At 35.8% G+C, this 22,753-nt stretch carries 20 protein-coding genes, 1 tRNA gene and 1 pseudogene; 12 read left to right on the top strand and 10 right to left on the bottom strand.

The window, feature by feature from the left end; genetic code table 11:
- Positions 1-181: 181 nt before the first annotated feature.
- The 3 genes from NPY00_RS04720 to NPY00_RS04730 form a co-directional block, all read right to left on the bottom strand.
- Entirely contained in the window at positions 182-916 is a 735-nt protein-coding gene (locus NPY00_RS04720) for a TIGR02186 family protein (protein ID WP_442864031.1), read from the bottom strand.
- A gap of 62 nt (positions 917-978) precedes the next feature.
- Positions 979-1,899 carry a sulfite exporter TauE/SafE family protein gene (locus tag NPY00_RS04725; protein ID WP_269020915.1) on the bottom strand — a complete coding sequence of 307 codons (921 nt, stop codon included), beginning with the start codon at positions 1,897-1,899 and terminating at the stop codon, positions 979-981.
- A 183-nt stretch (positions 1,900-2,082) separates the two neighbouring features.
- Positions 2,083-2,889, bottom strand: coding sequence for a hypothetical protein (locus NPY00_RS04730; RefSeq protein ID WP_269020916.1), 807 nt, complete (start codon positions 2,887-2,889; stop codon positions 2,083-2,085).
- 591 nt (positions 2,890-3,480) lie between these two features.
- Here NPY00_RS04730 and NPY00_RS04735 point away from each other — a divergent pair.
- Genes NPY00_RS04735 through NPY00_RS04745 form a run of 3 tightly spaced genes read left to right on the top strand, consistent with a single transcriptional unit; the run spans position 3,481 to position 6,853 of the window.
- Entirely contained in the window at positions 3,481-4,227 is a 747-nt protein-coding gene (locus NPY00_RS04735; protein WP_269020917.1) for an electron transfer flavoprotein subunit beta/FixA family protein, read from the top strand.
- A 31-nt stretch (positions 4,228-4,258) separates the two neighbouring features.
- On the top strand, positions 4,259-5,188 hold the full coding sequence (locus NPY00_RS04740) for an electron transfer flavoprotein subunit alpha/FixB family protein (protein ID WP_269020918.1): 930 nt from the start codon (positions 4,259-4,261) through the stop codon (positions 5,186-5,188).
- Positions 5,189-5,191: 3 nt separating this feature from the next.
- On the top strand, positions 5,192-6,853 hold the full coding sequence (locus NPY00_RS04745; RefSeq protein WP_269020919.1) for an electron transfer flavoprotein-ubiquinone oxidoreductase: 1,662 nt from the start codon (positions 5,192-5,194) through the stop codon (positions 6,851-6,853).
- 36 nt (positions 6,854-6,889) lie between these two features.
- Here NPY00_RS04745 and NPY00_RS04750 read toward each other — a convergent pair whose 3' ends face one another.
- The 6 genes from NPY00_RS04750 to NPY00_RS04775 all read right to left on the bottom strand — a co-directional run bounded on the left by NPY00_RS04750 (position 6,890) and on the right by NPY00_RS04775 (position 11,450).
- Positions 6,890-7,675, bottom strand: a complete 786-nt coding sequence (locus NPY00_RS04750) for a pyrroline-5-carboxylate reductase (RefSeq protein ID WP_269020920.1) — start codon at positions 7,673-7,675, stop codon at positions 6,890-6,892.
- A 242-nt stretch (positions 7,676-7,917) separates the two neighbouring features.
- The gene (locus tag NPY00_RS04755; protein WP_269020921.1) at positions 7,918-8,163 is read right to left on the bottom strand and encodes a hypothetical protein; all 246 of its coding nucleotides are present in this window, start codon (positions 8,161-8,163) and stop codon (positions 7,918-7,920) included.
- Positions 8,164-8,283: 120 nt separating this feature from the next.
- Positions 8,284-8,649: a YraN family protein gene (locus tag NPY00_RS04760; protein WP_269020922.1), complete on the bottom strand. Its 366-nt coding sequence runs from the start codon at positions 8,647-8,649 to the stop codon at positions 8,284-8,286.
- A complete protein-coding gene (rsmI, locus tag NPY00_RS04765; protein WP_269020923.1) occupies positions 8,639-9,538 on the bottom strand; it encodes a 16S rRNA (cytidine(1402)-2'-O)-methyltransferase in 900 nt (299 codons plus the stop codon). The genes NPY00_RS04760 and rsmI overlap by 11 nt, the downstream gene beginning before the upstream one ends.
- Positions 9,539-9,591: 53 nt before the next feature.
- Complete coding sequence (gene pyrF / locus NPY00_RS04770; protein WP_269020924.1) at positions 9,592-10,293, bottom strand: orotidine-5'-phosphate decarboxylase; 702 nt, start codon at positions 10,291-10,293, stop codon at positions 9,592-9,594.
- A gap of 62 nt (positions 10,294-10,355) precedes the next feature.
- Positions 10,356-11,450: an Mrp/NBP35 family ATP-binding protein gene (locus NPY00_RS04775; RefSeq protein WP_269020925.1), complete on the bottom strand. Its 1,095-nt coding sequence runs from the start codon at positions 11,448-11,450 to the stop codon at positions 10,356-10,358.
- A gap of 637 nt (positions 11,451-12,087) precedes the next feature.
- Here NPY00_RS04775 and rpmH point away from each other — a divergent pair.
- From rpmH to NPY00_RS04815, 8 genes and pseudogenes are all read left to right on the top strand, one after another.
- On the top strand, positions 12,088-12,222 hold the full coding sequence (rpmH, locus tag NPY00_RS04780) for a 50S ribosomal protein L34 (protein WP_269020926.1): 135 nt from the start codon (positions 12,088-12,090) through the stop codon (positions 12,220-12,222).
- Between the two features lie 111 nt (positions 12,223-12,333).
- Positions 12,334-12,724, top strand: a pseudogene (rnpA, locus tag NPY00_RS04785) (ribonuclease P protein component).
- Positions 12,714-14,531: a membrane protein insertase YidC gene (yidC, locus tag NPY00_RS04790; RefSeq protein WP_269020928.1), complete on the top strand. Its 1,818-nt coding sequence runs from the start codon at positions 12,714-12,716 to the stop codon at positions 14,529-14,531. The pseudogene rnpA and the gene yidC overlap by 11 nt, the downstream one beginning before the upstream one ends.
- A complete protein-coding gene (yihA, locus tag NPY00_RS04795; RefSeq protein WP_269020929.1) occupies positions 14,532-15,179 on the top strand; it encodes a ribosome biogenesis GTP-binding protein YihA/YsxC in 648 nt (215 codons plus the stop codon).
- 138 nt (positions 15,180-15,317) lie between these two features.
- On the top strand, positions 15,318-16,010 hold the full coding sequence (locus tag NPY00_RS04800; protein ID WP_269020930.1) for a glutathione S-transferase family protein: 693 nt from the start codon (positions 15,318-15,320) through the stop codon (positions 16,008-16,010).
- Between the two features lie 397 nt (positions 16,011-16,407).
- Positions 16,408-17,214: a 4-hydroxy-tetrahydrodipicolinate reductase gene (dapB, locus tag NPY00_RS04805; RefSeq protein ID WP_269020931.1), complete on the top strand. Its 807-nt coding sequence runs from the start codon at positions 16,408-16,410 to the stop codon at positions 17,212-17,214.
- A 36-nt stretch (positions 17,215-17,250) separates the two neighbouring features.
- Positions 17,251-17,871: a 2,3-bisphosphoglycerate-dependent phosphoglycerate mutase gene (locus NPY00_RS04810; RefSeq protein ID WP_269020932.1), complete on the top strand. Its 621-nt coding sequence runs from the start codon at positions 17,251-17,253 to the stop codon at positions 17,869-17,871.
- Positions 17,872-17,984: 113 nt separating this feature from the next.
- A tRNA-Leu gene (locus NPY00_RS04815) sits at positions 17,985-18,069 on the top strand.
- A gap of 1,889 nt (positions 18,070-19,958) precedes the next feature.
- Here NPY00_RS04815 and NPY00_RS04820 read toward each other — a convergent pair.
- On the bottom strand, positions 19,959-20,882 hold the full coding sequence (locus tag NPY00_RS04820) for an N-acetylmuramoyl-L-alanine amidase (RefSeq protein WP_269020933.1): 924 nt from the start codon (positions 20,880-20,882) through the stop codon (positions 19,959-19,961).
- Between the two features lie 752 nt (positions 20,883-21,634).
- Between NPY00_RS04820 and NPY00_RS04825 the strand changes: the two genes are divergently transcribed.
- A complete protein-coding gene (locus tag NPY00_RS04825) occupies positions 21,635-22,702 on the top strand; it encodes a YrzE family protein (RefSeq protein ID WP_269020934.1) in 1,068 nt (355 codons plus the stop codon).
- The last annotated feature ends 51 nt before the right edge of the window (positions 22,703-22,753 follow it).

Below are 22,753 nucleotides of genomic sequence, written 5' to 3' on the forward strand. Positions count from 1 at the left end.
TTGTCATCACTTAAAATATCCAAACAGCCTATTGAGATTATAGAAAATATTCTTAGCGTGAATATTTTGAGATTTTATTGAAACAAATAAAAAGTTTTTTTTGAATAAACAATCGAATGGATCACTCTTACCACTTTATTCCACAGCGAATGGAAACAAAAATGACGCACTTTAAGCTTTTCTAATCTTTTCGAAACATTAAACGACATAAAAAACCTGTCGCAATAGCCAAAAATACCGCAACAATTCCATACAAAACACTATGTTTATGAGCTTCCTGAAAAATTGTATAAGCAATGTGGGCTTTAACGATTTCAAGAGTTTTCGTTGTGCTATCAATAAACTGTCCATCACGAAAGAGATAAGCACGCACACGATAATGCCCAACAGGAACATTGGCCGGTAACTGAAAATATGCTGTAAACAATGAGCCAGAAGAAAAATGAACTCTTCCAACTTGCTCACTATACAGATTTTTTGCTTTTTGTAACTTTATAAGTTCTTCACGAAAAGACTGTATTTTTATTTCATCTCGCTCATCTGTCTTAAGAGGAAAATAAGATAATCCTAAACCTAAATGTTTATAATTTTCAGTACTCGTAATTTCCTGAATTTCACGCGTTGTTACCATTGAGTAAAATAAAGGAACATCTTGAAAAATTAAAGAATCTGCATTAACCCAAACACCAGCATTTCGCTTTTTTTCTCGAACAATTACTGGACGCTTTTTTCCTTCCAAACTAACAACAACATCATAACGATTTTGTTGACGAAGCAATGGATCCATATTTTCCAAAACACCTGCAATATAAAGATCACGACCCGCAAAATTCGCACCAACTGTGATTGTATTAGTTGTCACAATAATTTGAATGGCTTCATGAGAAGCTAATTCTGCATTGGCGCGCATCACCATAGACAAAAAAATAATGCAAAACCAATTCACTATCATGAACAAAGAAAATAATTGACCCATTTTTATCTCATAAGAACGGTCAAAGAAAAAAGATTATCAGGACGTATAAATAATTGAAAAGCTAAACGCATACAAACAACCAACACAAGACATGCCAACGCCATTCGTAATTGTTCCGCTTTTAGTTTCCTTCCCGCTCGTATGCCATATTGCGCACCAATTCCTCCACCAAGCATAAGCAAAAAAGCTAACACAATATCAACAGAGTTATTACTCACACTTTGTAAAATAGTTGTGAGGGCTGTTACAAATGTAATTTGAAACAATGATGTACCAATCACCACACTGGTTGGAACACGCAAAAGATAAATCAAAGCAGGAACCATAATAAAACTTCCACCAACTCCCATAATAGAAGAGAGTAATCCTATGATCAAACCAATCACGAAAACTGGAATCACACTCACATAAATCATTGATGTCCGAAAACGCATTTTGAGAGGTAAACGATGAATCCAATTATGCTGACCAGGACGACGAATACTAACTTTTTGTCCCTTATGTTGCCGTATGATCGTACCCCAACTTTCAATAGCCATCAAACTTCCTACACCACCAAGGAGAATCACATACAGAAGTGAAATAATTAAATCTAATTGCCCTGACGTTCTAAGAAGAGAAAAAATTTGAATTCCAATTAACGAACCAAATCCTCCACCTATTGCCAAAAAAATACCTAATTTGAGATCGAGACTACGTCTTTTAAAGTGTGTAATTGCTCCTGTCACAGAAGAAGCAATCATCTGATTAGTTCCGGTGCCAACAGCAATGGCAGGAGGGATATTATAAAAAATCAATAAAGGTATGATTAAAAAACCACCTCCAACTCCAAAAAGACCTGAAATAAAACCAACAACAACTCCCATACTAATCAAAATTAGTATATTGAGCGACATTTCAGCAATTGGTAAATAAATACTCACTTACGAAACTTTCAATAAAATTTTAGGTTCGCTTCCAATAGTTATCAAACACTCTGTCAATAATTCTTATTTTATTTTAAAACAGGAATTTGAACTCTACAAATACTTTTAATTAACAAGTAAATAACGAGAGTTCACCTCCTTTTTTACATTCTTTCATTAAAATAACAATCATAATCAAAGTTAAAAAAAACGCTCCCATTCGATAAAACGGTAAAAACATAGCGTTATAACAATCATAAGCGCAATGAGTAAAAAACTGACCAACGTTTTTTTTACACAATAACTCAAAAAAAGAAAAAATTTCAAAGATCTTTTTTTAACAGAAAAAATACGTTGAACTGCAATATCACGGAACAAGTGAGCATTAAAAAATTTCTTTTCGGCAGGAATATCTTTCAAAGATTGCGCTATATCTTTCGACAATGATGACACAGACTCCGTTAATGGAGCATGAACTTTATTGTGTTGCAATGAGTTCATAGAACTCGATTGTAGTGCATTGTCTTTTTCTTTTTTCAAAAAAATTGGTACATCTTGAGATGAAAAGAAGTTTTGCTCTTTCTCACCTGTCGCATGAGCAAGATAATGCACGACAGAACCAACTGATTGTGAATGGGAAGCTCTTGATATCATTGCTGCTTCTTTCTGATCTTTCTTTTCATGAAGCAAATTTTGAATCAGCATTTCAATTTGTTTTAAATGATCAAAAAGTTTTTTTTCTGTCTGAATACGCGCAGCATGTTCAGCCAAAATGGCTTGATTAATATCATCTAAGTAAGATTTAAAATGATTATCCAAAATATTTTGTATCGTTGCATGATGAGCGGCTTGTTTTGCTTGCATTTGTTCATAAACATAGCGCAATTGAGTAGCAATATTCGACATTGTTATTTCAGTAAACGTCTCCGTTTTCTGCTTTTGATCAACAACAAAAGAAGAAAGCTTATCATGCGCAACCGCATTTGCACTATGACTTTTTATATTCACTGACGCTACCCCTTATTTATTGTTCTTTATAGAATCATATCAATAATGAGGCAGTGTGATCCATTTTAGTAAATAGAGCTTTAAAAATAATAAAAGAAAAGTATTTTAAATCATAATAATTTGAGAAAAAATAAAGCTTATATTGATCTTTAATGAATTAAACTTCTGAATAACATATGATGACTTCACCTTAATGTAGAATTTCAGTTATCTTTGCTTATAAACTGAACATTGTACAAACTCATAATGATCAACCAACATTTATTTCATAATAAGCTGAAAATAAATAAAAATTTTATATCTTAATTATTGATACAAGACTATTCTTTTACTTATTCTTTATAAAGTTTTTTTCACAAATAATGAGGATATACTTCTATTTTGAAAATTAAGATCCATTTATGCTTCCAAACCTCCTCCAAAAATTCATTGTTACTACAATCTAAGAAAGAAAAGAATGAATTAAAATAACATAAGAAAATAAAGGAAAATTTATAGAATTAAAAAAACAATTATGCTTAAATTTTAAAGAAGTTGGTTTCTTATCGTTATTCATATAAACTAGTCATCGGATAAACAAAGAGGATCATCATGAAAGTAATTGTCGCTGTCAAACGTGTTGTTGATTATAATATCAAAATACGTGTTAAATCCGATGGCACAGGTGTTGATCTATCCCATGTCAAAATGTCCATGAACCCCTTTGATGAAATTGCTGTCGAAGAAGCCGTTCGTCAAAAAGAATCTGGTAAAATTTCAGAAATTATTCTTGTATCCATCGGATCAGAAGAAGCACAAGAAACCTTACGGACAGGGCTTGCAATGGGAGCTGATCGCGCTATCCTCGTGAAAACTGAAGAAACACTCGAACCCTTAGCAGTTGCGAAAACACTCAAAGCTATTGTTCATGAAGAAAAGCCAACGATGGTCTTTTTAGGCAAACAAGCCATTGATGATGACAGCAATCAAACGGGTCAAATGTTAGCAGCTCTCCTTGGTTGGGGACAAGCAACCTTTGCTTCACACCTCAATCTCGACGAAGAATACGCTATCGTAACTCGTGAAGTGGACGATGGCACACAAACTATTCGCCTCCCGCTTCCTATGGTTATGACTGTTGATCTAAGATTAAACGAACCACGATATACTTCTCTTCCTAATATTATGAAAGCGAAAAAAAAGCCGATTGAAAAAAAGGAAATAACTGATCTTGGTGTGGAGACACGAGCGCGTTTAACTGTCCTTGGCGTTGAAGAACCAAAACCCCGTCAAGCCGGAAGGAAAGTAGCTAATGCAGAAGAACTTGTTCGTGCATTAAAAAACGCAAATCATATTTAAACAAACAGACAACACAAAAAAGGCAAAGTTTATGGCAATTCTTTTATTAGCCGAACATGACAATCATTCCTTAGCAGAAGAAACTGCAAGAGCACTCACTGCTGCTCAATCAATTGGAAGTGAAGTTGATATTTTGGTCTGTGGAGAAAAAGTTCAAAACATTGCAGAAAGCTGTGCTCGTCTATCTGGAGTGCGTCAAGTATTTCTTGCTCAAGCGGATTATTTAGCCCATCAATTAGCAGAACCTCTAGCTGCAACAATCGTAGAACTCTCTCATGAATATGAAGTAATGATGGCTGCAGCCACCTGTACTGGTAAAAATGTAATGCCGCGCGTTGCTGCGCTTCTTGATCTTATGCAAATTTCAGACATTATCTCCGTCGTGACACCAAATACATTTAAACGACCAGTTTATGCAGGAAACGCCATTGAAACTGTACAAACAAATGATCATAAAAAAATTATTACCGTGCGTGCCGCCTCCTTTAAGCCAGCACTTCAAGAAAATAATGCCCCCATTAAAGCAATTTCCCCTGCCCCTAATCCAGACCTTTCTTCATTCCTCAAAAAAGAAACAAACAAAAATGATTGCCCCAATCTTACCTCAGCGCAAATCATTATATCAGGCGGTCGTGGACTTGGATCACAAGAACATTTTATGAATCTTCTTTTGCCACTTGCTAACAAACTCGGTGCAGCTTTAGGTGCAAGCAGAGCAGCGGTTGATGCCGGATATGCACCCAATGACTGGCAAATTGGACAAACAGGAAAAATTGTTGCTCCAAAACTTTATATTGCTGTTGGGATTTCTGGCGCCATTCAACATTTAGCTGGGATTATGGATGCACAAATTATTGTGGCGATTAATCAAGATGAAGAAGCGCCTATTATGCGAATTGCAGATTATGCTCTCGTTGGAGATCTTCATCACATTATTCCTGAACTGGAAAAAGCTCTATAAGTCATGAATGCAAATAGGCATCACCAACGCGAAAGCATGGAATTTGACATTGTTATTGTAGGAGCAGGCCCTGCAGGTCTTTCTGCAGCAATTCGTCTCAAACAAATCAATCCCGAACTTTCTATTATCGTTCTCGAAAAAAGTGCTGAAATCGGTGCACATATTCTCTCAGGAGCTGTTGTTGATCCTATTGGAATCGATACACTTTTACCAGAATGGAAAAATGAATCAGATCACCCCTTTAAAACATCTGTCACAAACGATCAGTTTTTCCTGCTTAAACCTCAATCGGCTCACGTATTTCCCAGTCTTTTTCGTCCTAAAATTTTATCAAATGACGGTTGTTACGTCGTTTCATTAGGAGATGTTTGTCGATGGCTCAGTAAAAAAGCTGAAAAACTTGGTGTTGAAATTTACCCAGGATTCTCTGTATCAAATGTCCTGCATAATGATCATGGAGCCATCATTGGTGTTCTTACAGGAGACATGGGGCTTGAAAAAAATGGAACGCCTGGGAAAAATTATATACCTGGAATAGCTTTACTTGCAAAATATACTCTCATTGCAGAAGGAGCACGCGGTTCAATTGCAAAACAATTGATACAAAAATTTAATCTTAGCAAAAATCGTGATCCGCAAAAATTTGGTCTTGGTCTTAAAGAACTTTGGGAAATTGATCCGCAAAAACATAAACCCGGTTTAGTGCAACATTTTGCTGGCTGGCCATTGGATAATAAAACAGGAGGTGGAGGTTTTCTCTACCATCAAGAAAATAATTTAATTTCTGTTGGTTTTGTTGTACATTTAGATTATCAAAATCCTTATCTCTCCCCTTTTGAAGAGTTTCAACGGTTTAAAACGCATCCTCAAATATACGACATCTTTCAAGGTGCAAAGCGTATTGCCTATGGAGCACGTGCCATTAGTGAAGGAGGTTGGCAGTCTGTCCCAAAACTCACCTTTCCCGGTGGTGCTCTCATTGGTTGTTCTGCTGGTTTTGTCAATGTGCCTCGGATCAAAGGATCACATAATGCTATATTATCGGGCATATTAGCTGCTGATAAAATTGCTGATGCTCTTGCCCAAGGACGCGCTCATGATGAAGTAACAGAAATCGAAGATCATTGGCGCCAGAGCCCTATTGGAAAAGATCTTTATCAAGTACGCAATGCCAAGCCTCTTTGGACAAAATATGGCACAAAATATGGAATTACGCTTGCCGGTTTTGATATATGGTGGCAACAGTTTTTTGGCTTTTCCTTATTTAAAACGCTATCTCATGGAAAAGCAGACCACGCTTGTCTCGCACCAGCTGAAAAATTTCAGCCCATCACTTATCCAAAGCCTGATGGTATTATAACTTTTGATCGTCTTTCTAGTGTAGCACTTTCAAATACTCACTATGAAGAAAACCAACCTTGTCATTTAAAAATAGCATCCATCGAAACACAAAAAAGCTCTGAATACGCAATTTATGGAGGACCTTCTGCACGCTATTGTCCTGCCGCTGTCTATGAATGGCACAATGACAATGATCACACAACTTACACAATTAACGCTTCAAATTGTATCCATTGTAAAACGTGTGATATCAAAGACCCTAATCAAAATATCAATTGGACATGCCCACAAGGTGGTGATGGACCTATTTATCCAAATATGTAATCAATCCTTATTTCCTTGAAGCAAAAATCTTATGAATCACCTATTTTCTGTATCTTTAGGTAACGCAGAAATTCTTTGCAAAGCTGCTTCCAATGCTGTTATCAAAGCATTCTGCCCACCTTGATGAGAAAAACAACCTGATAAAAGTTCATTCGTTCCACCTTTTGTCGAAAATTCTCTCTCAAGCAGAGAAAAATTAACAGATGTTGTTTTACGCATTTCATCAGAAAGATTTCCAAACATCATAGACAGAAAATTTGCTGATTGTTGTTTTTCTAACCCTTGTGTCACCAGCCACTGATGTGCCGTTTCCATAAAGTTAAAATAAACCCCCATTAATGAACCCGCTGTCATAAAAAGATTAAATTGATCTTCTTTATTCAGAACCAATGTTCCCCCCAACGCATCAAATAAAGAGCGTAAATAGGGATGATCTGGATAAATTGGTGTTAAATTTTTACACTCTGCCACAAAAGGAAGAGGAACAGCGCGGTAAACTTTGTGATTAATCCATTTTTCAATTTCCGCTGCTTTGGCCATAGCAAGAACAGAAACAATAATCTGTTCAGAACGAAAACGAAGAGAACGCAAAACTTCTTCTGCAGTTTGATTAGGCAAACATAAAAAAACACAATCGCTCGCATCTAACAAGGCTTGATTGTTTTCCGCAATAACAACTTTATCATAATCATGAGAAAGACGCTCCGCTACTTGCGCATTACGCGGAGAAATAACAATCGAAGATACATCAAAAGCACTAACCATTAAACCATCAATTATTGAAGAGCTAATCTTACCTGTTCCCAAAAAGCCAATTTTCATTTTTACTCCTTGTTTTCACCAAATAGATTAAAAAAAACTACGAACTGAACACAGTCAACACAGTTTTAACTGGATCAGATTCATCTTGGAAAACATTCAAATCATCAATTTTTACATACAAAAAATAATGAATAGAAATAAAGACCAAAAAAAATACACCTGATCATATTTTTAAACGTAATCGTATGCCACAATCGATAAAAATAAGATAATTTTCTAGGGTCAATCCAGTATCGACTTCTTTATTCGACGTAAATACCGATAGAAGAAGCAACACATAAAATCCCAAGAACCATCAAGCCTAAGTAAATTTTAGGCTTATCAAATAAAACGGCAAAAGCAGAAAACCAACCAACAATAGCAGCAGATAAAGCAAACAAAAAACCTGACTTATTCATAAGAACGATATGCACTGACATCAAACCACCAATAATCAGTGCTCCAAAAACAATGAATAAACCTATTGCAAACTTTTCATAATCATCCATACCCGCCCCCTCATAGCGAGAAAAGGACTCACTTCCTCAACCTTTATGTCCACAAATTTTAACCGATATGCCCATCAAAAAAAATATTTTTTCACGGCACGTAACAACAGCATAAAAAACTTATCGATCAGAAATAAAAAACGCTGGAATATGATATGGAAAACGCCATGGTAAAATTGCAATAAAATCAAAACGTATGCATAAAAGAGAATAATCCTTTTGTCGTGCCAACCAAATATCAGCAGCAGACTCAATGCGCTTTTTCTTCATCTGATCAATAGAAAGAATCGCTTCAGCTAATGTTGATCGTGCTTTCACTTCAACAATCAAAACTAAATTCCCACGCCGTGCAATTAAATCAATCTCACCACATCTAGTTTTAAAACGTGTTTCGACAATGTGAAACCCCTTCATCCGTAACCACAAAGCCGCCCATTTTTCAGCTTCAATTCCACGATAAAAAGCTTTCTGTTTTTTAGACACCATCTTTTGTTTCTTTTAAAACAATTAACCGCTGAAAGAGATCTCTTTTTTTCAAACCTGTTTTTTGAGAGGCTAAAAGCGCCACTTGAGAAGCAGAGTGTTCTTTTGACAATTCTAATAATATATTATCAATTTCTTGAGGATCTATCACCTCTAAAGAAGAAATCGCTTCACCAACCAATAAAACAATTTCTCCACGAATACGTGTTTGTTGCTCATATTTTTCGAGTAAATGACTTAAATGAGAAACATCCACTGTTTCAAATTTTTTTGTTAATTCGCGACATATTGCAGCGGGTCGATCAGCCGAGAAAATAGTCACCATATCTTGCAAAGTTTCAACAATACGATGAGGTGACTCATAAAAAATAAGCGTCGCAGGAATATCTTTTAATTGTTCTAGCCGCTTTTGACGTTGTGCTTTTTTAGGACTCAAAAAACCTGCGAAAAAGAAACTATCGGTCGGAAAACCAGTTGTTACAATTGCAGCTAACAGAGCCGATGCACCAGGAATTGGAATGATTTTATGACCTGCCTGACGAACTTCTCTCACCAATTTAAATCCTGGATCAGAAATCAGCGGTGTTCCAGCATCTGAGATAAGAGCGACTGTTTTATTATCTGCTAAAGCTGCTAACAACTTCTTTCCTGCATTTTGCGCATTATGCTCATGATAAAGCAATGGTTTTTTATCAATTCCATAACGTTCCAACAAAATCCTTGTCACACGGGTATCTTCACACGCTAAAATATCAACGCTTGCAAGAACTTGCAAAGCACGAATGGTGATATCTGCAAGATTTCCAATAGGTGTTGATACTAAATAAAGCGCTGGCTCTATAGCAAGTGTAGTATAAGCATGAGCGCCTATAAAATATGCTCTTTCACTCATACTTTTCCTTCATCTCAAGGGATCCCTTGCTAAAAGATCTCTCACAAACGCTTTCACTGTTCATAATTAATCATTTCTGCCAAAATATCTTGTGCTGCCATCAAAGGATCAGGCGCTTGAATAATAGGTCGTGCCACAACAAGGTGACTCGCACCAGAAGCTAACGCTTTTCTGGGAGTCATAACGCGCTTTTGATCTCCTTTATCACTTCCAAGAGGACGTATCCCTGGTGTAACCAAGGCCATATCATCTCCAATAATGTTCCGTAAATCTGCAGCTTCAAGTGCTGATGCAACAATTCCACCCATTCCTGCTTGCCGAGCTTGTTCTGCTCTTTTAAGAGCCAAATCTTTTAGGCTATCCTGATAACCCGCATTTTTTAAATCTGTTTCATCCATGGATGTTAAAACTGTCACTCCCAACAAACATAAACTACTTCCTTTAGCTGCTGCAACAGCCGCTTTCATCGCCGTTGGATACGCGTGAATCGTTAGCATCGAAACACCTAATTTTGCAATATTTTCAACAGCTTTCGCAACAGTATGATCGATATCCAACAATTTCATGTCGAAAAATACTTTTTTCTTTTCTTGAATGAGATCTTTGATAAATTCCATTCCCCCAGAAAAAGCCAATTGATAACCAATTTTATAAAAACTGATATCATTGCCCAATTGCATCACCAATTTTTCTGCTTGTCGAATGTCCGGAACATCTAAACCAACAATAAGACGTTCACGCATTGCAGTTCTCATCACGAAACTCCCCTATATCATAAACCATTTAATCTCAGTGAACCCTATAAAAAAATACCCATTTAAGATAATTTATCTTTTATTTCATGAACAATTGCACGGTAAAGATTGGCATAAGATCCTTGAGGTTCGGAAATAAAAATTGGTACACCATCATCTGAAGAAGAGCGTAAGGACGGATCTAGCGGAATTTCTGCTAAAAAAGGGATATTGCGATTTTCTGCTTCCGCACGCGCACCCCCATAACCAAAAATATCATAACGTTTTCCTGTATCAGGCGCAATAAAATAACTCATATTCTCAATCAGTCCTAAAACAGGAATTTTAACTTTTATAAACATTTCAATCGCCTTGCGAGCATCAACCAGCGCAAGATCTTGCGGAGTAGAAATAACCAATGCTCCCGTCAATTGCACTTTTTGAGCAAGTGTTAATTGAGCATCACCTGTTCCCGGCGGCATATCAACCACCAAAACATCAAGAGGCCCCCATAAAACATCTCTTAACAATTGTGTCACGGCGGCCATAACCATGGGGCCACGCCATACCATTGGCTGCTCTTCTTCAACCAAAAAACCCATTGACATTAATTTAAGACCAAATTTTTCATGAGGTTGAAGCTTTTTTCCATCAACAAGATGTGGTTTTTGATTAATAAGACCTGTCAAACGAGGTAAAGATGGACCATAGATATCTGCATCCATCACTCCCGTTTTGAATCCAGCATCCTGCAAAGCTAAAGCAATATTAATAGCCGTTGTAGATTTTCCTACTCCCCCTTTTCCTGAAGCAACCGCAATAATGTGTCGCACACCCTCTATCGGTATTCTCATAAGCGATGAATTTGCTTTCTGCACTACCGCCGCAGAAGCTGTATCTTTTTCTTTCTGTGAAAATATTTTCGATTTTTTTTCTGCTGTAAGCGTCACAGTGACAGATTTCACACCATCAAGTGTGCGAACCGCTTCTTCAGCAGAGCGACGCAATGGCTCCCATGCTTGCACCTGTTCATCAGGAACCGTAATGGAAAAAAAAACCTTTCCATCAGCAATAAATATTTCTGAAATAAGCCCCAGCGATACAATATCACGTTCAGAACCAGGTCTTTTAACTTTATGTAATTCTTCACGAATAGCGTCGCGTATGATAGAACTCACACTCTTTCCTTTATGTACAACAGAGACTAGAAAATACAGCAATAAGGATGAAAAAAGCTCAGGTCAACCAACTAACGATTCTTTCTCAAAATAAAAAAAGAAAAGATAGCTTTCTATGCTTTTCTACTCTCAAAATACGAAATTAACTCCAAAGAAAAACATCAAAACATAAAATTCATGACAAATTTCAACATAGCTTTCTAACATAGCTTTTAACAGAGTTATTGTACGTGATTATCACTTTTTACGATTTTTACTGTTATCATTTTTATTGTTCTCTTTTAAGAACTCAATAAACTAAATTATATCCTATAAAAATATGATCGTTACAAACCAATATAAGCCATAAATTTAAGTTCTTCTTGATTTCAACATCAGCGTCAAAATACCATCTGTAAAACGAAAAAATACAGATCAAATTCTTATAGCTAACAATCATTTTTTTCTCAATACAACGTCTACTCAAATGAACATTTGTAATCTTTCTTCATTTTTTTATCGACAAACAAAGAATAAAATAAGAATATAATATTGACTTCTTTTATAGTTTTCCTTATAGGAGAGCATCCACTTTGGAAGTTATCTGGCAGAATTGTGCTTTAGAACTGAGAAGGGCCGTGCATACGGTGTTTAATCAATGAAACGTACTTATCAACCCTCTAAACTTGTTCGTAAACGCCGTCATGGATTCCGTGCACGTATGGCAACAGCGAGTGGTCGTAAAATTGTTGCAGCTCGGCGTGCGCGCGGACGCAAACGGCTATCTGCTTAATCTTGCGTATTTTGGCTATTGAGCACTATTTGTTATTTCTTTATTGTAAGATTTTCGTTATAAATCTTTGGTGTTTCTTCGAGTCTTTAACAAAAGTTCGAATCGTATTCTATGAAGAAAAAGCATTTTGGTCGTATTCGTAAGAGAGTAGATTTTTTAGCCGCGCGTACAGGGGAAAAGCGGCGGGGTCCTTTATTTCTTCTTGAAGTTAAATCTCGAGAACAAACAGGAGACATGGAACCTCCTATTGCGCGCATCGGTTTTACTGTAACACGTAAAAACGGAAATGCTGTCCAACGCAATCGAATTAAAAGACGTTTACGTGAAGCAGTGCGAGTTGGATTAAAGGATAACATAAAAGCAGGAAACGATTATGTTATTATAGCGCGCAAAGAAGTTCTTGATGCACCTTTTTCATTTCTCATCAATGAATTAAACCGACGAATGAAGTCAACCAGCTCAAACAAAACAACAAAAACAGGATAATACGAATGGAATATAATCGCAATTTCTTCATCGCTATTGGATTGTCTCTTGTTGTTCTTATCATGTGGCAATTCTTGTATATTGTTCCTAAACAAAAAAAGATGCAAGAAACACAAGCTATTGCACGACAGTTGTCACAACCAGATTCAAATTTTTCTAAAACAACAGCATCTTCTTCTCATTCTAGCGCAGCATTAATCAATGAAATGACACCTGAAAGTCGTTCTGCACAGTTAGCAAAAACAAAACGCATCATGATTAAAACTAATGAGCTTGAAGGATCCATTAATCTTGTTGGTGCACAATTTGATGATCTTTTGCTGAAAAAATATCACGTAACAGTCGACAAACAATCGCCTAAGATTGCATTACTCAACCCTTATGGCTTCACAGAAGCCTATCTTGCTGAGTTCGGTTTTACAAATCCATTTATATCAGAAAAAATATTACCACAATCGGACACACAATGGCAGGTGGAAGGCGATAATACACTATTGACTCCTTCAACACCCGTTACATTAATCTATGATAATGGACAAGGACAGATCTTCCGCAGAACCCTTTCCGTCGATAATCATTACATGTTTACGATTGAGGATTCTATTAGCAATGAAAGTGATAAGCCTATATCTCTTGTCTCTTACGCTCGCGTCGCACGTGCTGCACCGCCAACAGATGAAAATGCAACATTTTTACTTCATGAAGGGATGATAGGTGTCGCAGGAAATACGCTTAAAACTGAAAAATACAAAAATTTAAAAGAGATGTCTCCCAATCCTGAAAATAGCCAAAAAAGTGTAACTTTTTCAAAAGTTACAGGAGGATGGATTGGTATTACCGATAAATATTGGGCTGTAGCAGTCATTCCTCCACAAGAAAAAGAATATACAAGCCGTTTTGTTTATTTTGATCGATTAGAGACTCACTATCAATCGGATTTACAAAGTGCATTTTTAACAATTGCGCCTCATGAAACAAAAACAATTACAAATCGTCTTTTTGCTGGAGCAAAGCAAGTTAATATCATTAATCATTATCAAAATCAGTTAGAAATCAAAAAATTTGCTCTTTTAATTGATTGGGGATGGTTTGATTTTATTACGAAACCTATGTTTTCTCTTATTAAAATTTTCCACAAGCAAACAGGTAATTTTGGTATTGCTATTCTTCTGGTTACAGTTCTCTTAAAAGTGCTGTTATTTCCACTAGCAAATAAATCATATAAATCAACAGCTGCGATGAAAAAAATACAGCCAAAATTGCTAGAAATAAAAGAAAAATATGCAAATGACAAAACAAAACAACAGCAAGCTATTGTGGAATTATATCGTACTGAAAAAATAAATCCTGTTGCAGGATGCTGGCCAGCACTCATTCAATTTCCAATCTTTTTTGCTCTGTATAAAGTTCTCTATATTACAATTGAAATGAGACATGCTCCTTTCTTCGGCTGGATTCAAGATTTAGCAGCACCTGATCCAACTTCTATTTTTAATCTCTTTGGTTTATTGCCTTATGACGTTCCATCATTTCTGATGATTGGTGCATGGCCTTTAATCATGGGACTCACAATGTTCTTGCAAATGCGGATGAACCCATCCTCCACAGATCCAACACAAGCTATTATTTTCACATGGATGCCAATTATCTTTACCTTCATGTTAGCATCTTTCCCTGCTGGTCTCGTTATCTATTGGGCATGGAGCAATATATTATCTGTTATTCAGCAAGGGATTATTATGAAACGTCAAGGAGTAGAAATTGGTCTTTTCAATGAACTAAAAGCTATCATACAGAGAGAAACGAAAAGAAAAAATACATAAATGATGAAACCTTCTTCTCTTTCTGGTCTTTTTTCTCAAAACTGGATTTTTATTCGAGGCGTTCCTGCAATAAAGTTTCTTCCTCCTGAAGGGCCACCGGAAATCGCATTTGCAGGGCGTTCTAATGTTGGAAAATCTTCCTTAATTAATGCGCTCGTTCGAAAAAAAAACTTAGCACGAACTTCAAATACACCAGGACGCACCCAAGAGCTTAATTATTTTGTACCTGACGGCTTTAGTGGTCAGCACGGAGATATGCCTCCTATTGCGCTTGTGGACATGCCAGGTTATGGTTTTGCAGAAGCTCCCAAAAATCTTGTTGATGCATGGACGAATCTAATTTTTAATTATCTGCGGGGCCGCACAACACTTAAACGTGTTTATTTGCTGATTGATTCACGTCGTGGAATCAAAAAAAATGATGTGGAAATTCTTGATCTTCTTGATAAAGCGGCCGTTTCTTACCAAATTGTTCTAACCAAAAGCGATAAAGTAAAACCAAACGCCCTTGAACACTTAATCACCACAACAAAAACAAAGCTTCTTAAACATCCAGCGGCTTATCCAGAACTGCTCATCACATCTTCAGAAAAAGCAGTAGGACTAGAAGAATTGCGCACAGCTATTTTACAAGTCATCGCACAATGACAAATCAGCGTTTACGCATTAATATGTTATTAAACATAATTGTGAGCAATTGCTAATGATCTTGTACTTCTAATAAAGTGTCTTTATAAAATTCCCTTTGTTTTAGAACATGATCAACTTCATTGAACTACATAAAATATGCTGACACTTTTTCATTATCCACTCTCTTCCGCTTCCCGATTTATACGCCTTATTCTTCAAGAGTACGATATAGCCACACATCTCATCGAAGAATATGAGTGGGCAAGAAGACAAGAATTTCTCATACTCAATCCTGCAGGCAATGTACCTGTTCTCCTTGCTGAGGGTGAAATACCATTATCAGGAGCAATTGTTATTTATGAATATTTAGATGAAACACGTGGCAGTTTAAGACAAGAAAATAAATTTTTTCCCGACAATTCTTTAGAACGTGCTGAAGTACGTCGTCTTAATGATTGGTTTTTAAACAAATTTGAAAATGAAACAACACGTCATATTGTCCGCGAAAGAATCTATAAGCGTGAGATGCCATTAGCAATTGGTGGAGGCGCACCCAATTCACAAATTTTACGTAATGCGCGTGCTAATATTCCACCTCATATGAACTATCTCAATTGGCTTTGTGCATCTCGTGACTGGCTGGCTCATTCTCACATATCCTATGCAGATTTGGCAGCCGCAGCCTCTATCTCTGTTTTAGATTTTCTTGGTGAAATTGACTGGAATCAATTTCCGGCAGCTCGAGAATGGTACATGCGAATTAAATCTCGTCCCTCTTTTCGTCCTCTTTTGTCTGATCGCATCAGAGGAATTGCACCAAGTCCTCATTATACAGATTTAGATTTTTAAAGAAAAATTCTATCTTTGCAAAAAGAAACAGATAAACCAAGTTTTCTAAAAAAGAAAACTTAAAGCTGTATTCTTCTTTTGGTTCAATAATCAAGAAACCACATCACACATTGACTTTAATATCATAAATCTCCTATCCGTCTCTGTGTAAAAATATAAAGATAACAATAACCATGTATTTTGGTTATTTTGTTCATCTGTAATTGTTTTAAAACATGGGAAAATACTTAAATAACAATTACATTGATTCAAAAAATACGTATAACATGCATTGTTATCATGAACACATGTAAAAGATCGATTTAAAAACATATGCATAAATTTTTCTTCTTTTCTAAAACAAAAAGAAAATTTTCTATAATTAAAAGATAACACAAAATATCACTAGGAGGGAAATATGCGTCTTACAGTTGTTGGAGCAAACGGAAGAATGGGACGCGAGTTAATTGCGGCTCTTCAAAAAAGCAAAGATGCAGAACTCAACGCTGCACTTGTGCGCAAAGGATCTCCTTTGATAGGAAAAGATGTCGGTGTCTTAATTGATTCAAATTCTCTTGGAATTCAAATAACCGATAATCTGGAAGATGCTTTTTCTCACACAGACGGCATTATCGATTTTTCTCAACCACAAGCAAGCCTACTTTATGCCAACTATGCTGCTCAAAAAGGTCTTGTTCATATTATTGGAACAACTGGTTTTAACAAAAAAGAAGACGCACAAATTGCTGATTTTGCAAAACATACAACCATTGTCAAATCTGGAAATATGAGTCTTGGTGTTAATTTATTAGCAAGCCTTGTCAAAAAAGCAGCCAAAGTTTTAGAACCTGACGATTTTGATATCGAAATTTATGAAATGCACCATGCAGAAAAAATTGATGCACCTTCTGGAACAGCTCTTCTTCTTGGAAATGCAGCTGCGGAAGGTCGCAATGTTACACTTAAAGATGTGAGTGTTAGTGGACGTAATGGCTATACAGGAAAACGTGAAAAAGGAACAATCGGATTTGCTTGTTCACGAGGAGGAACAGTTATTGGTGATCACAGTGTTACTTTTGCAGGATCAAATGAACGTATTGTTCTCTCACACTCAGCACAAAAACGCTCTATCTTTGCACATGGTGCATTAAAAGCAGCATCATGGGCAAAAAATCGTAAAAGTGGGCTTTATTCAATGCTCGATGTCTTAGGATTGAATGATTAATTTTAAACAATTAGTAATGATAAAAGGAAATTGATAATGGAGCGCACGCTTGTATTAATTCGTCATGGACAAAGCGAATGGAATATTCAAAATCTTTTTACTGGTTGGAAAGATCCTGATTTAACAGAAAAAGGCATTGCAGAAGCTATAACAGCAGGGAAAAATCTCAAAGCTGCTGGCTTAAAATTTAATATTGCTTACACATCTGCATTACAACGTGCACAAAAAACAGCCCAATATATTTTAGAACAAATGGAGCAATCAAACCTAGAACTGGTAAAAACTCCCGCATTGAATGAACGTAATTATGGTGATTTAGCTGGCTTAAATAAAGATGAAGCACGTCAAAAATGGGGAGAAGAACAAATTCATATCTGGCGCCGTTCTTATTCCACAGCACCACCAAATGGAGAAAGCTTACGCGATACTGGTGCACGCGTTTGGCCTTATTATCTTCATCACATTCAACCTCATGTTTTACGCTCTCAGACTGTTTTAATTGTCGCACATGGAAATTCGCTTCGCGCTCTTATTATGGCACTTGAAGGTTTAAACCATGAAGAAATCGTTACAACAGAATTGGCAACCGGCGTTCCAATTATTTACAAATTGAATTCGGACTCAACAATTACATCAAAAACAATCCTTACACCTTAAATCATCTCAACCTTAACCTATAGAGATACTTGAATTTTATATTTCATAGAGAAGCAATGAAATTTTATAATTTCATTGACAGAGTAACTTCATAAGCTTAGATGAAATTTATTGCCCAGATGGCGGAATTGGTAGACGCGCAGGTTTCAGGTACCTGTGCCGCAAGGCGTGGAGGTTCGAGTCCTCTTTTGGGCACCATTTTTCATTTTTAATGTACTGAAATATATGAATTTTTTTATAATTTACAATTTTAGGACCACCTTTTAGACCACCTTCTGAAATTTATACAACTTTACCTATATTGTTTCTATTTTCTCCTTATTTTTCTCCACCTCACTATTCTACCTAGCTTATAGAGTTCAAGAAAAACTCCTTAAATCACCCAATTCGAATCGTCGTTGTTGAATAGCACTCAATATCAACAATTAAAACGCACTGTCGTAGCCCAAGTCATGTTGATGAAAATCAGTATGATGGCTGCTTTATAAGCTCAATAAATGTTGCTTTAATCATTTCTCTTGGATGCATGAAGCTTCTATGGCAGCTAGAATTTTTACCTTCTCCGATATGAAAAAGACCGGAATTCAATTCCAGCCTTGTTCTTTACGTACATATAATTTCTGCTCCACTATTTCATAAATGGAACCTGCATCAAATAACAAATCTTCGGATTAAGATAAATCTTGTTTCTGTACATAAAAAAATACAAAACAATTAAAAGTAAATTGTGTCAAAAATACGTATTGACATAATTATAACAAATTTGTTAAATTATAAGCATAAATAAACTGATAAATGAAAGGATAAAAAAATGCCTGAAAAAACAGAACTTTTATCTAAACTAGCAGAAAAAGAAGAGACCATAACCAAAATAATGAGTCTCATATCAAAATACGTCACTGAACAATCTGATATTTTGAGGGATCTTATTTCGACTATTTTGAAGTTAACCTCCTAATATTTGAATGATTGAAATATAGTTTATGTCGACATGCTAAAAATAACACGATAAGCTCCCCACACTTAGTAGGTGGGGAGTACAAATTTAAACTTTTGGATAATCCTGAAGTTCATAAAATTACCATCCATCTTTAACTATTCAATTCACTGAATTAAATCAAAATGGCTACTTCATACGCTAAAATCGTATTTTATTATCGCTAATTTTGTAAATTCAAAACCCACTTAGCTCAATATGTATCTTGAAAACTGCTTTAATTCCCTTTCAGAGAGAGATTTGTATAATGCAAATGCATAGTTTTCCTTCTATATGATGCGGCTGCATTCCTTTTTTAATTTTTTCTCAATTTTTCTACATTCTCAAATCAATACAAAATCAGATCGAATATGATACTCTCGACAATTACTCTAATGACCGATTAATCTCTGATCGTAGTATTGAGATCATAAAGACAAATTTAACCAACACTCAAGCAGTTAGATAAAATTAGGATTGAGTCAGAAGATCGCGATCAATTTAAAAACTTCAGTAACTTCTAAAAACGCATGCAGTTCATGCGCGTTAACAGTCTGTACAGTTTCCTGAAAACTACATTTTCTGTAATGGAAGAGTGTTCATAACGAACTTCTGTATAATAACTGTTTTTGATTAGACGCTATAAAAACGCCGAGTGCTCAAAAACACGGTATACAGTCCGCTGTTATGATTTCCCCATAAGAGTATTGTATAGCGTAACACACCTGACAAGCCTCTTGTATGCGAGAAATATATAATGGTCATATTATGCAAAAAAAGACGATATCGGGAATCCATCCACTAACATTGAAAGCGTTTTAAGGACTCTGAAGCGACAATAGATACATTACCACTATATATTTTCAAATCTTTCTTGATATGAAAGATACCTATTGCTCCACAAGAACATACCATTGTTCTAAAAAGTCTGTTCGCATGTAAACTTTTGAGAAAAATATTCTTCTCTTTTTCCGTAACAGCATTCCTCATAATGGCTTGATAACACTTCTTAAATCAAACTATCCGTAGCTAAACGCTCTCTCTGAAGAGAGCATATCGCATACATCAAGATTAAATCTTTATGTTGACGTGCAAATAGGCCTCACTATTCCTACGAAAAATATTTATCTACTAATGCATAAGCAATCGCTGCTGTCTCAGTATCCAAAATTCCATCATATCTTTCTGGACGAAAATGCAACTGAAAAGCTCGAAGTAAATTCTTGTATCCACTCTCAGTTCCTGCAGCTGAAATATCATATCCATACTGATTCAATTTAGCCATAACATCTGCTGGAGTTGGCATTTTTTTACTGAATTGCGTCACATAATCATTCTTAACTGTATCATCATACCATGCTCCTATTCCCGCTTCATAAAGCTCTTTCCAAGGAAAAGCTGCACCCGGATCACTCTTCCTTCCAATGGCAATATCACTATGACCGACAACATTGACTGGTGTAATTTCTGGGTAACGCTGAATAATATTCAATGCAAGTTGTTTGACCGCTTCAATTTGAATTGGATTATAGGGAGGGAAATCTAATATCTCATTATTAAAACTCTCTACTGAAGACCCAACAACCGGATCATTCAGAGCTTTATCATTCATATCACTCTGCCTAGAGTCTGTGGATTGATTTTTATCAATTGGATTTAACAAATACTCGTTCTTGTCATCTCCTCCAGTTTTTGTTTTTTCTGACATGCAAGAACGACAACTCGCTAAATTAACAATTTCAATTCCTATTGATGTATCATTCAAATTACTACGTCCAGCCCATGAACTAACACCAGCATGCCATGCGCGTTCCACTTCATCAACAAGATTAAAAATACGCATCTCTTTAAAACCAGCTTCAATATATGTTTGTTCTGTAGGATCCGGAACAAGATAATGAGAGCTAACCAACTCTCCTGTCAGAGCTGCAATCGATGCCTTAAAATCAATTGAGGTATAATGCATAACAAGAAAACGAACACGACGATTAAAGCTTTTGATAGAACGATAGCTATTATAATCAATCGGATACATAAAAAAAATCCTTCTTTTTGTTTAATTATGAATACCATTACACATAATCACAAACCGTACACGAAACGAAAAACAACAGTTATTATCCAAATTAGCGCGCCACAAAAACCTCTCGCTTCAGATCAAAGTTTGAAATATTTATACTCAAATAGAATAATCACAAACGACTAAAACTAAGATCAGCCATTACCACTCATTTTCAGAGTTACTACATCACCAGTAAAATCATCAAAAAACGTAACTGAAACTTAGTTAATGAGCTATCTTACCGCAAATATACTCACTTACTTATTCGAAAAAAATAGAAGTTATAATCACAGTGCTCATATTTTTTCCGCAATACAATTATCACTCTTATTATTCACCCAAAGAAGAGCATAATGAATCTGAAAGCATTATCATTAAGTGCAATGACTCATCTCTACAATTCAATAAGGAGCATCTTTAAAAAACTTTGCGGCAATTTATTGACAAGTAAATCTGTAATGCTTAGTATCTATCACGATATCTTGCATTAACATTATTTCCAAAGATAATTAAAAAAACTGATTGAATATTAATGCAAACGTCTCTCAATTTTTGACATTACCTTCATCACCTGTTTTATCAGGATATGATCTACACATATAATCTCATTTCTGTCATGATAATCGGTATCGCTGTAGAAGTTGACTATGTTCCATTTTTCACTTCTGGAACATAATTCTTCAACAAACATTGTATCTCCAGCATCACTACAGGAGATAAACAACATGGAAACACGTCTTCCAACAGATACATCATTGGACACACTCTTTCTAAAAGAAACAGCTTTAGAAACACAATATTCCCCATTCCGCACCACTATTTCATGGTCAGCTGTTTTTGCTGGATTGCTAACAACTATTGCAACAGCGATCTGCTTTTCTTTTTTTGTTGCAGCTTTAGGCTTAGGACAAGTTGATCTTTATTCTTCCTCACCTTTCGGAAGTATTTTTACGTCTGTTGGTTTAGGATCATTTATCGTTATTGTATTGAGTCTTGCTGCAGGAGGTTTTGTCGCAGGTCGTTTTGCTGAAACAGCCGGCAGTCTTCACGGTTTTTTAACTTGGGCCATATTAATGCTCCTCATAACCGTGCAAGCCACTCTACTCGTTTCAAGCGCAGCCCATATAAGTGCTAACGCCATTTCAAAAACAGCATCTGTTTTAGAAACAGAAGGACGTACAATTCTCGCTACAACAAACTCTAAAACTTTTGACAAATTACTTCCTGATCAGAATAATTATTTCGTTGATTTTGATAAACTCCGCAACGATTTACAAACAGTTTTACAAAAAAGCAAAATTCCTGCTCTTGATCCTGAACATCTTAATCGTACATACAAAGAAGCGATTAAAGATATTCGTTCCACAATCACAGCTTTTAGAGAAGATCCTTCTCATTATCGCACACATCTTAAAAATCTTGAAAATAAACTTTCTAACCGCGTACAAAACATTACAACTCAAATCAATCGTAATGATATTATTCAAGGGCTTATGAACAATGGAATGACACATGCTGAAGCCAAAATCACAGCAGACAATGCAATCGATATTTATCAAACAGCAGAAGCGAAAACAGAACAAGCAATTAAATCATTGAGTCAACAAACTGGTATTATAGCAAATAATTTCGAAAAAGCTTTCAACAAAGCTCAGAATATGACAAATCAGGCTATTGGCACTGCTTCTTCGATCGGTTGGTGGAGTTTTTTTGGTAGTTTTCTTGGTGCTATTATTGCTAGTTTTGGTGGTTATTATGGATATAAAAGTCGTCAAAACTACCTTATATTATAAAAGATAGATGCTTTATACAAAGCCAATTAACACACCGAACAGATCTGCATA

The organism is Bartonella sp. F02 (assembly GCF_026929975.1).
In the GTDB taxonomy this organism is placed as follows: domain Bacteria; phylum Pseudomonadota; class Alphaproteobacteria; order Rhizobiales; family Rhizobiaceae; genus Bartonella.

Bases quoted from the DNA above. Each gene is read 5' to 3' on its own strand.
- NPY00_RS04740 (WP_269020918.1), top strand. From the start codon at position 4,259: ATGGCAATTCTTTTATTAGCCGAACATGACAATCATTCCTTAGCAGAA.
- rsmI (WP_269020923.1), bottom strand. From the start codon at position 9,538: ATGAGTGAAAGAGCATATTTTATAGGCGCTCATGCTTATACTACACTT.
- yidC (WP_269020928.1), top strand. From the start codon at position 12,714: ATGGAATATAATCGCAATTTCTTCATCGCTATTGGATTGTCTCTTGTT.
- NPY00_RS04810 (WP_269020932.1), top strand. From the start codon at position 17,251: ATGGAGCGCACGCTTGTATTAATTCGTCATGGACAAAGCGAATGGAAT.
- rpmH (WP_269020926.1), top strand. From the start codon at position 12,088: ATGAAACGTACTTATCAACCCTCTAAACTTGTTCGTAAACGCCGTCAT.
- NPY00_RS04745 (WP_269020919.1), top strand. From the start codon at position 5,192: ATGAATGCAAATAGGCATCACCAACGCGAAAGCATGGAATTTGACATT.
- NPY00_RS04760 (WP_269020922.1), bottom strand. From the start codon at position 8,649: ATGGTGTCTAAAAAACAGAAAGCTTTTTATCGTGGAATTGAAGCTGAA.
- pyrF (WP_269020924.1), bottom strand. From the start codon at position 10,293: ATGAGAACTGCAATGCGTGAACGTCTTATTGTTGGTTTAGATGTTCCG.
- NPY00_RS04800 (WP_269020930.1), top strand. From the start codon at position 15,318: ATGCTGACACTTTTTCATTATCCACTCTCTTCCGCTTCCCGATTTATA.
- dapB (WP_269020931.1), top strand. From the start codon at position 16,408: ATGCGTCTTACAGTTGTTGGAGCAAACGGAAGAATGGGACGCGAGTTA.
- NPY00_RS04820 (WP_269020933.1), bottom strand. From the start codon at position 20,882: ATGTATCCGATTGATTATAATAGCTATCGTTCTATCAAAAGCTTTAAT.
- yihA (WP_269020929.1), top strand. From the start codon at position 14,532: ATGATGAAACCTTCTTCTCTTTCTGGTCTTTTTTCTCAAAACTGGATT.
- NPY00_RS04825 (WP_269020934.1), top strand. From the start codon at position 21,635: ATGGAAACACGTCTTCCAACAGATACATCATTGGACACACTCTTTCTA.
- NPY00_RS04755 (WP_269020921.1), bottom strand. From the start codon at position 8,163: ATGGATGATTATGAAAAGTTTGCAATAGGTTTATTCATTGTTTTTGGA.
- NPY00_RS04720 (WP_442864031.1), bottom strand. From the start codon at position 916: ATGGTGATGCGCGCCAATGCAGAATTAGCTTCTCATGAAGCCATTCAA.
- NPY00_RS04735 (WP_269020917.1), top strand. From the start codon at position 3,481: ATGAAAGTAATTGTCGCTGTCAAACGTGTTGTTGATTATAATATCAAA.
- NPY00_RS04750 (WP_269020920.1), bottom strand. From the start codon at position 7,675: ATGAAAATTGGCTTTTTGGGAACAGGTAAGATTAGCTCTTCAATAATT.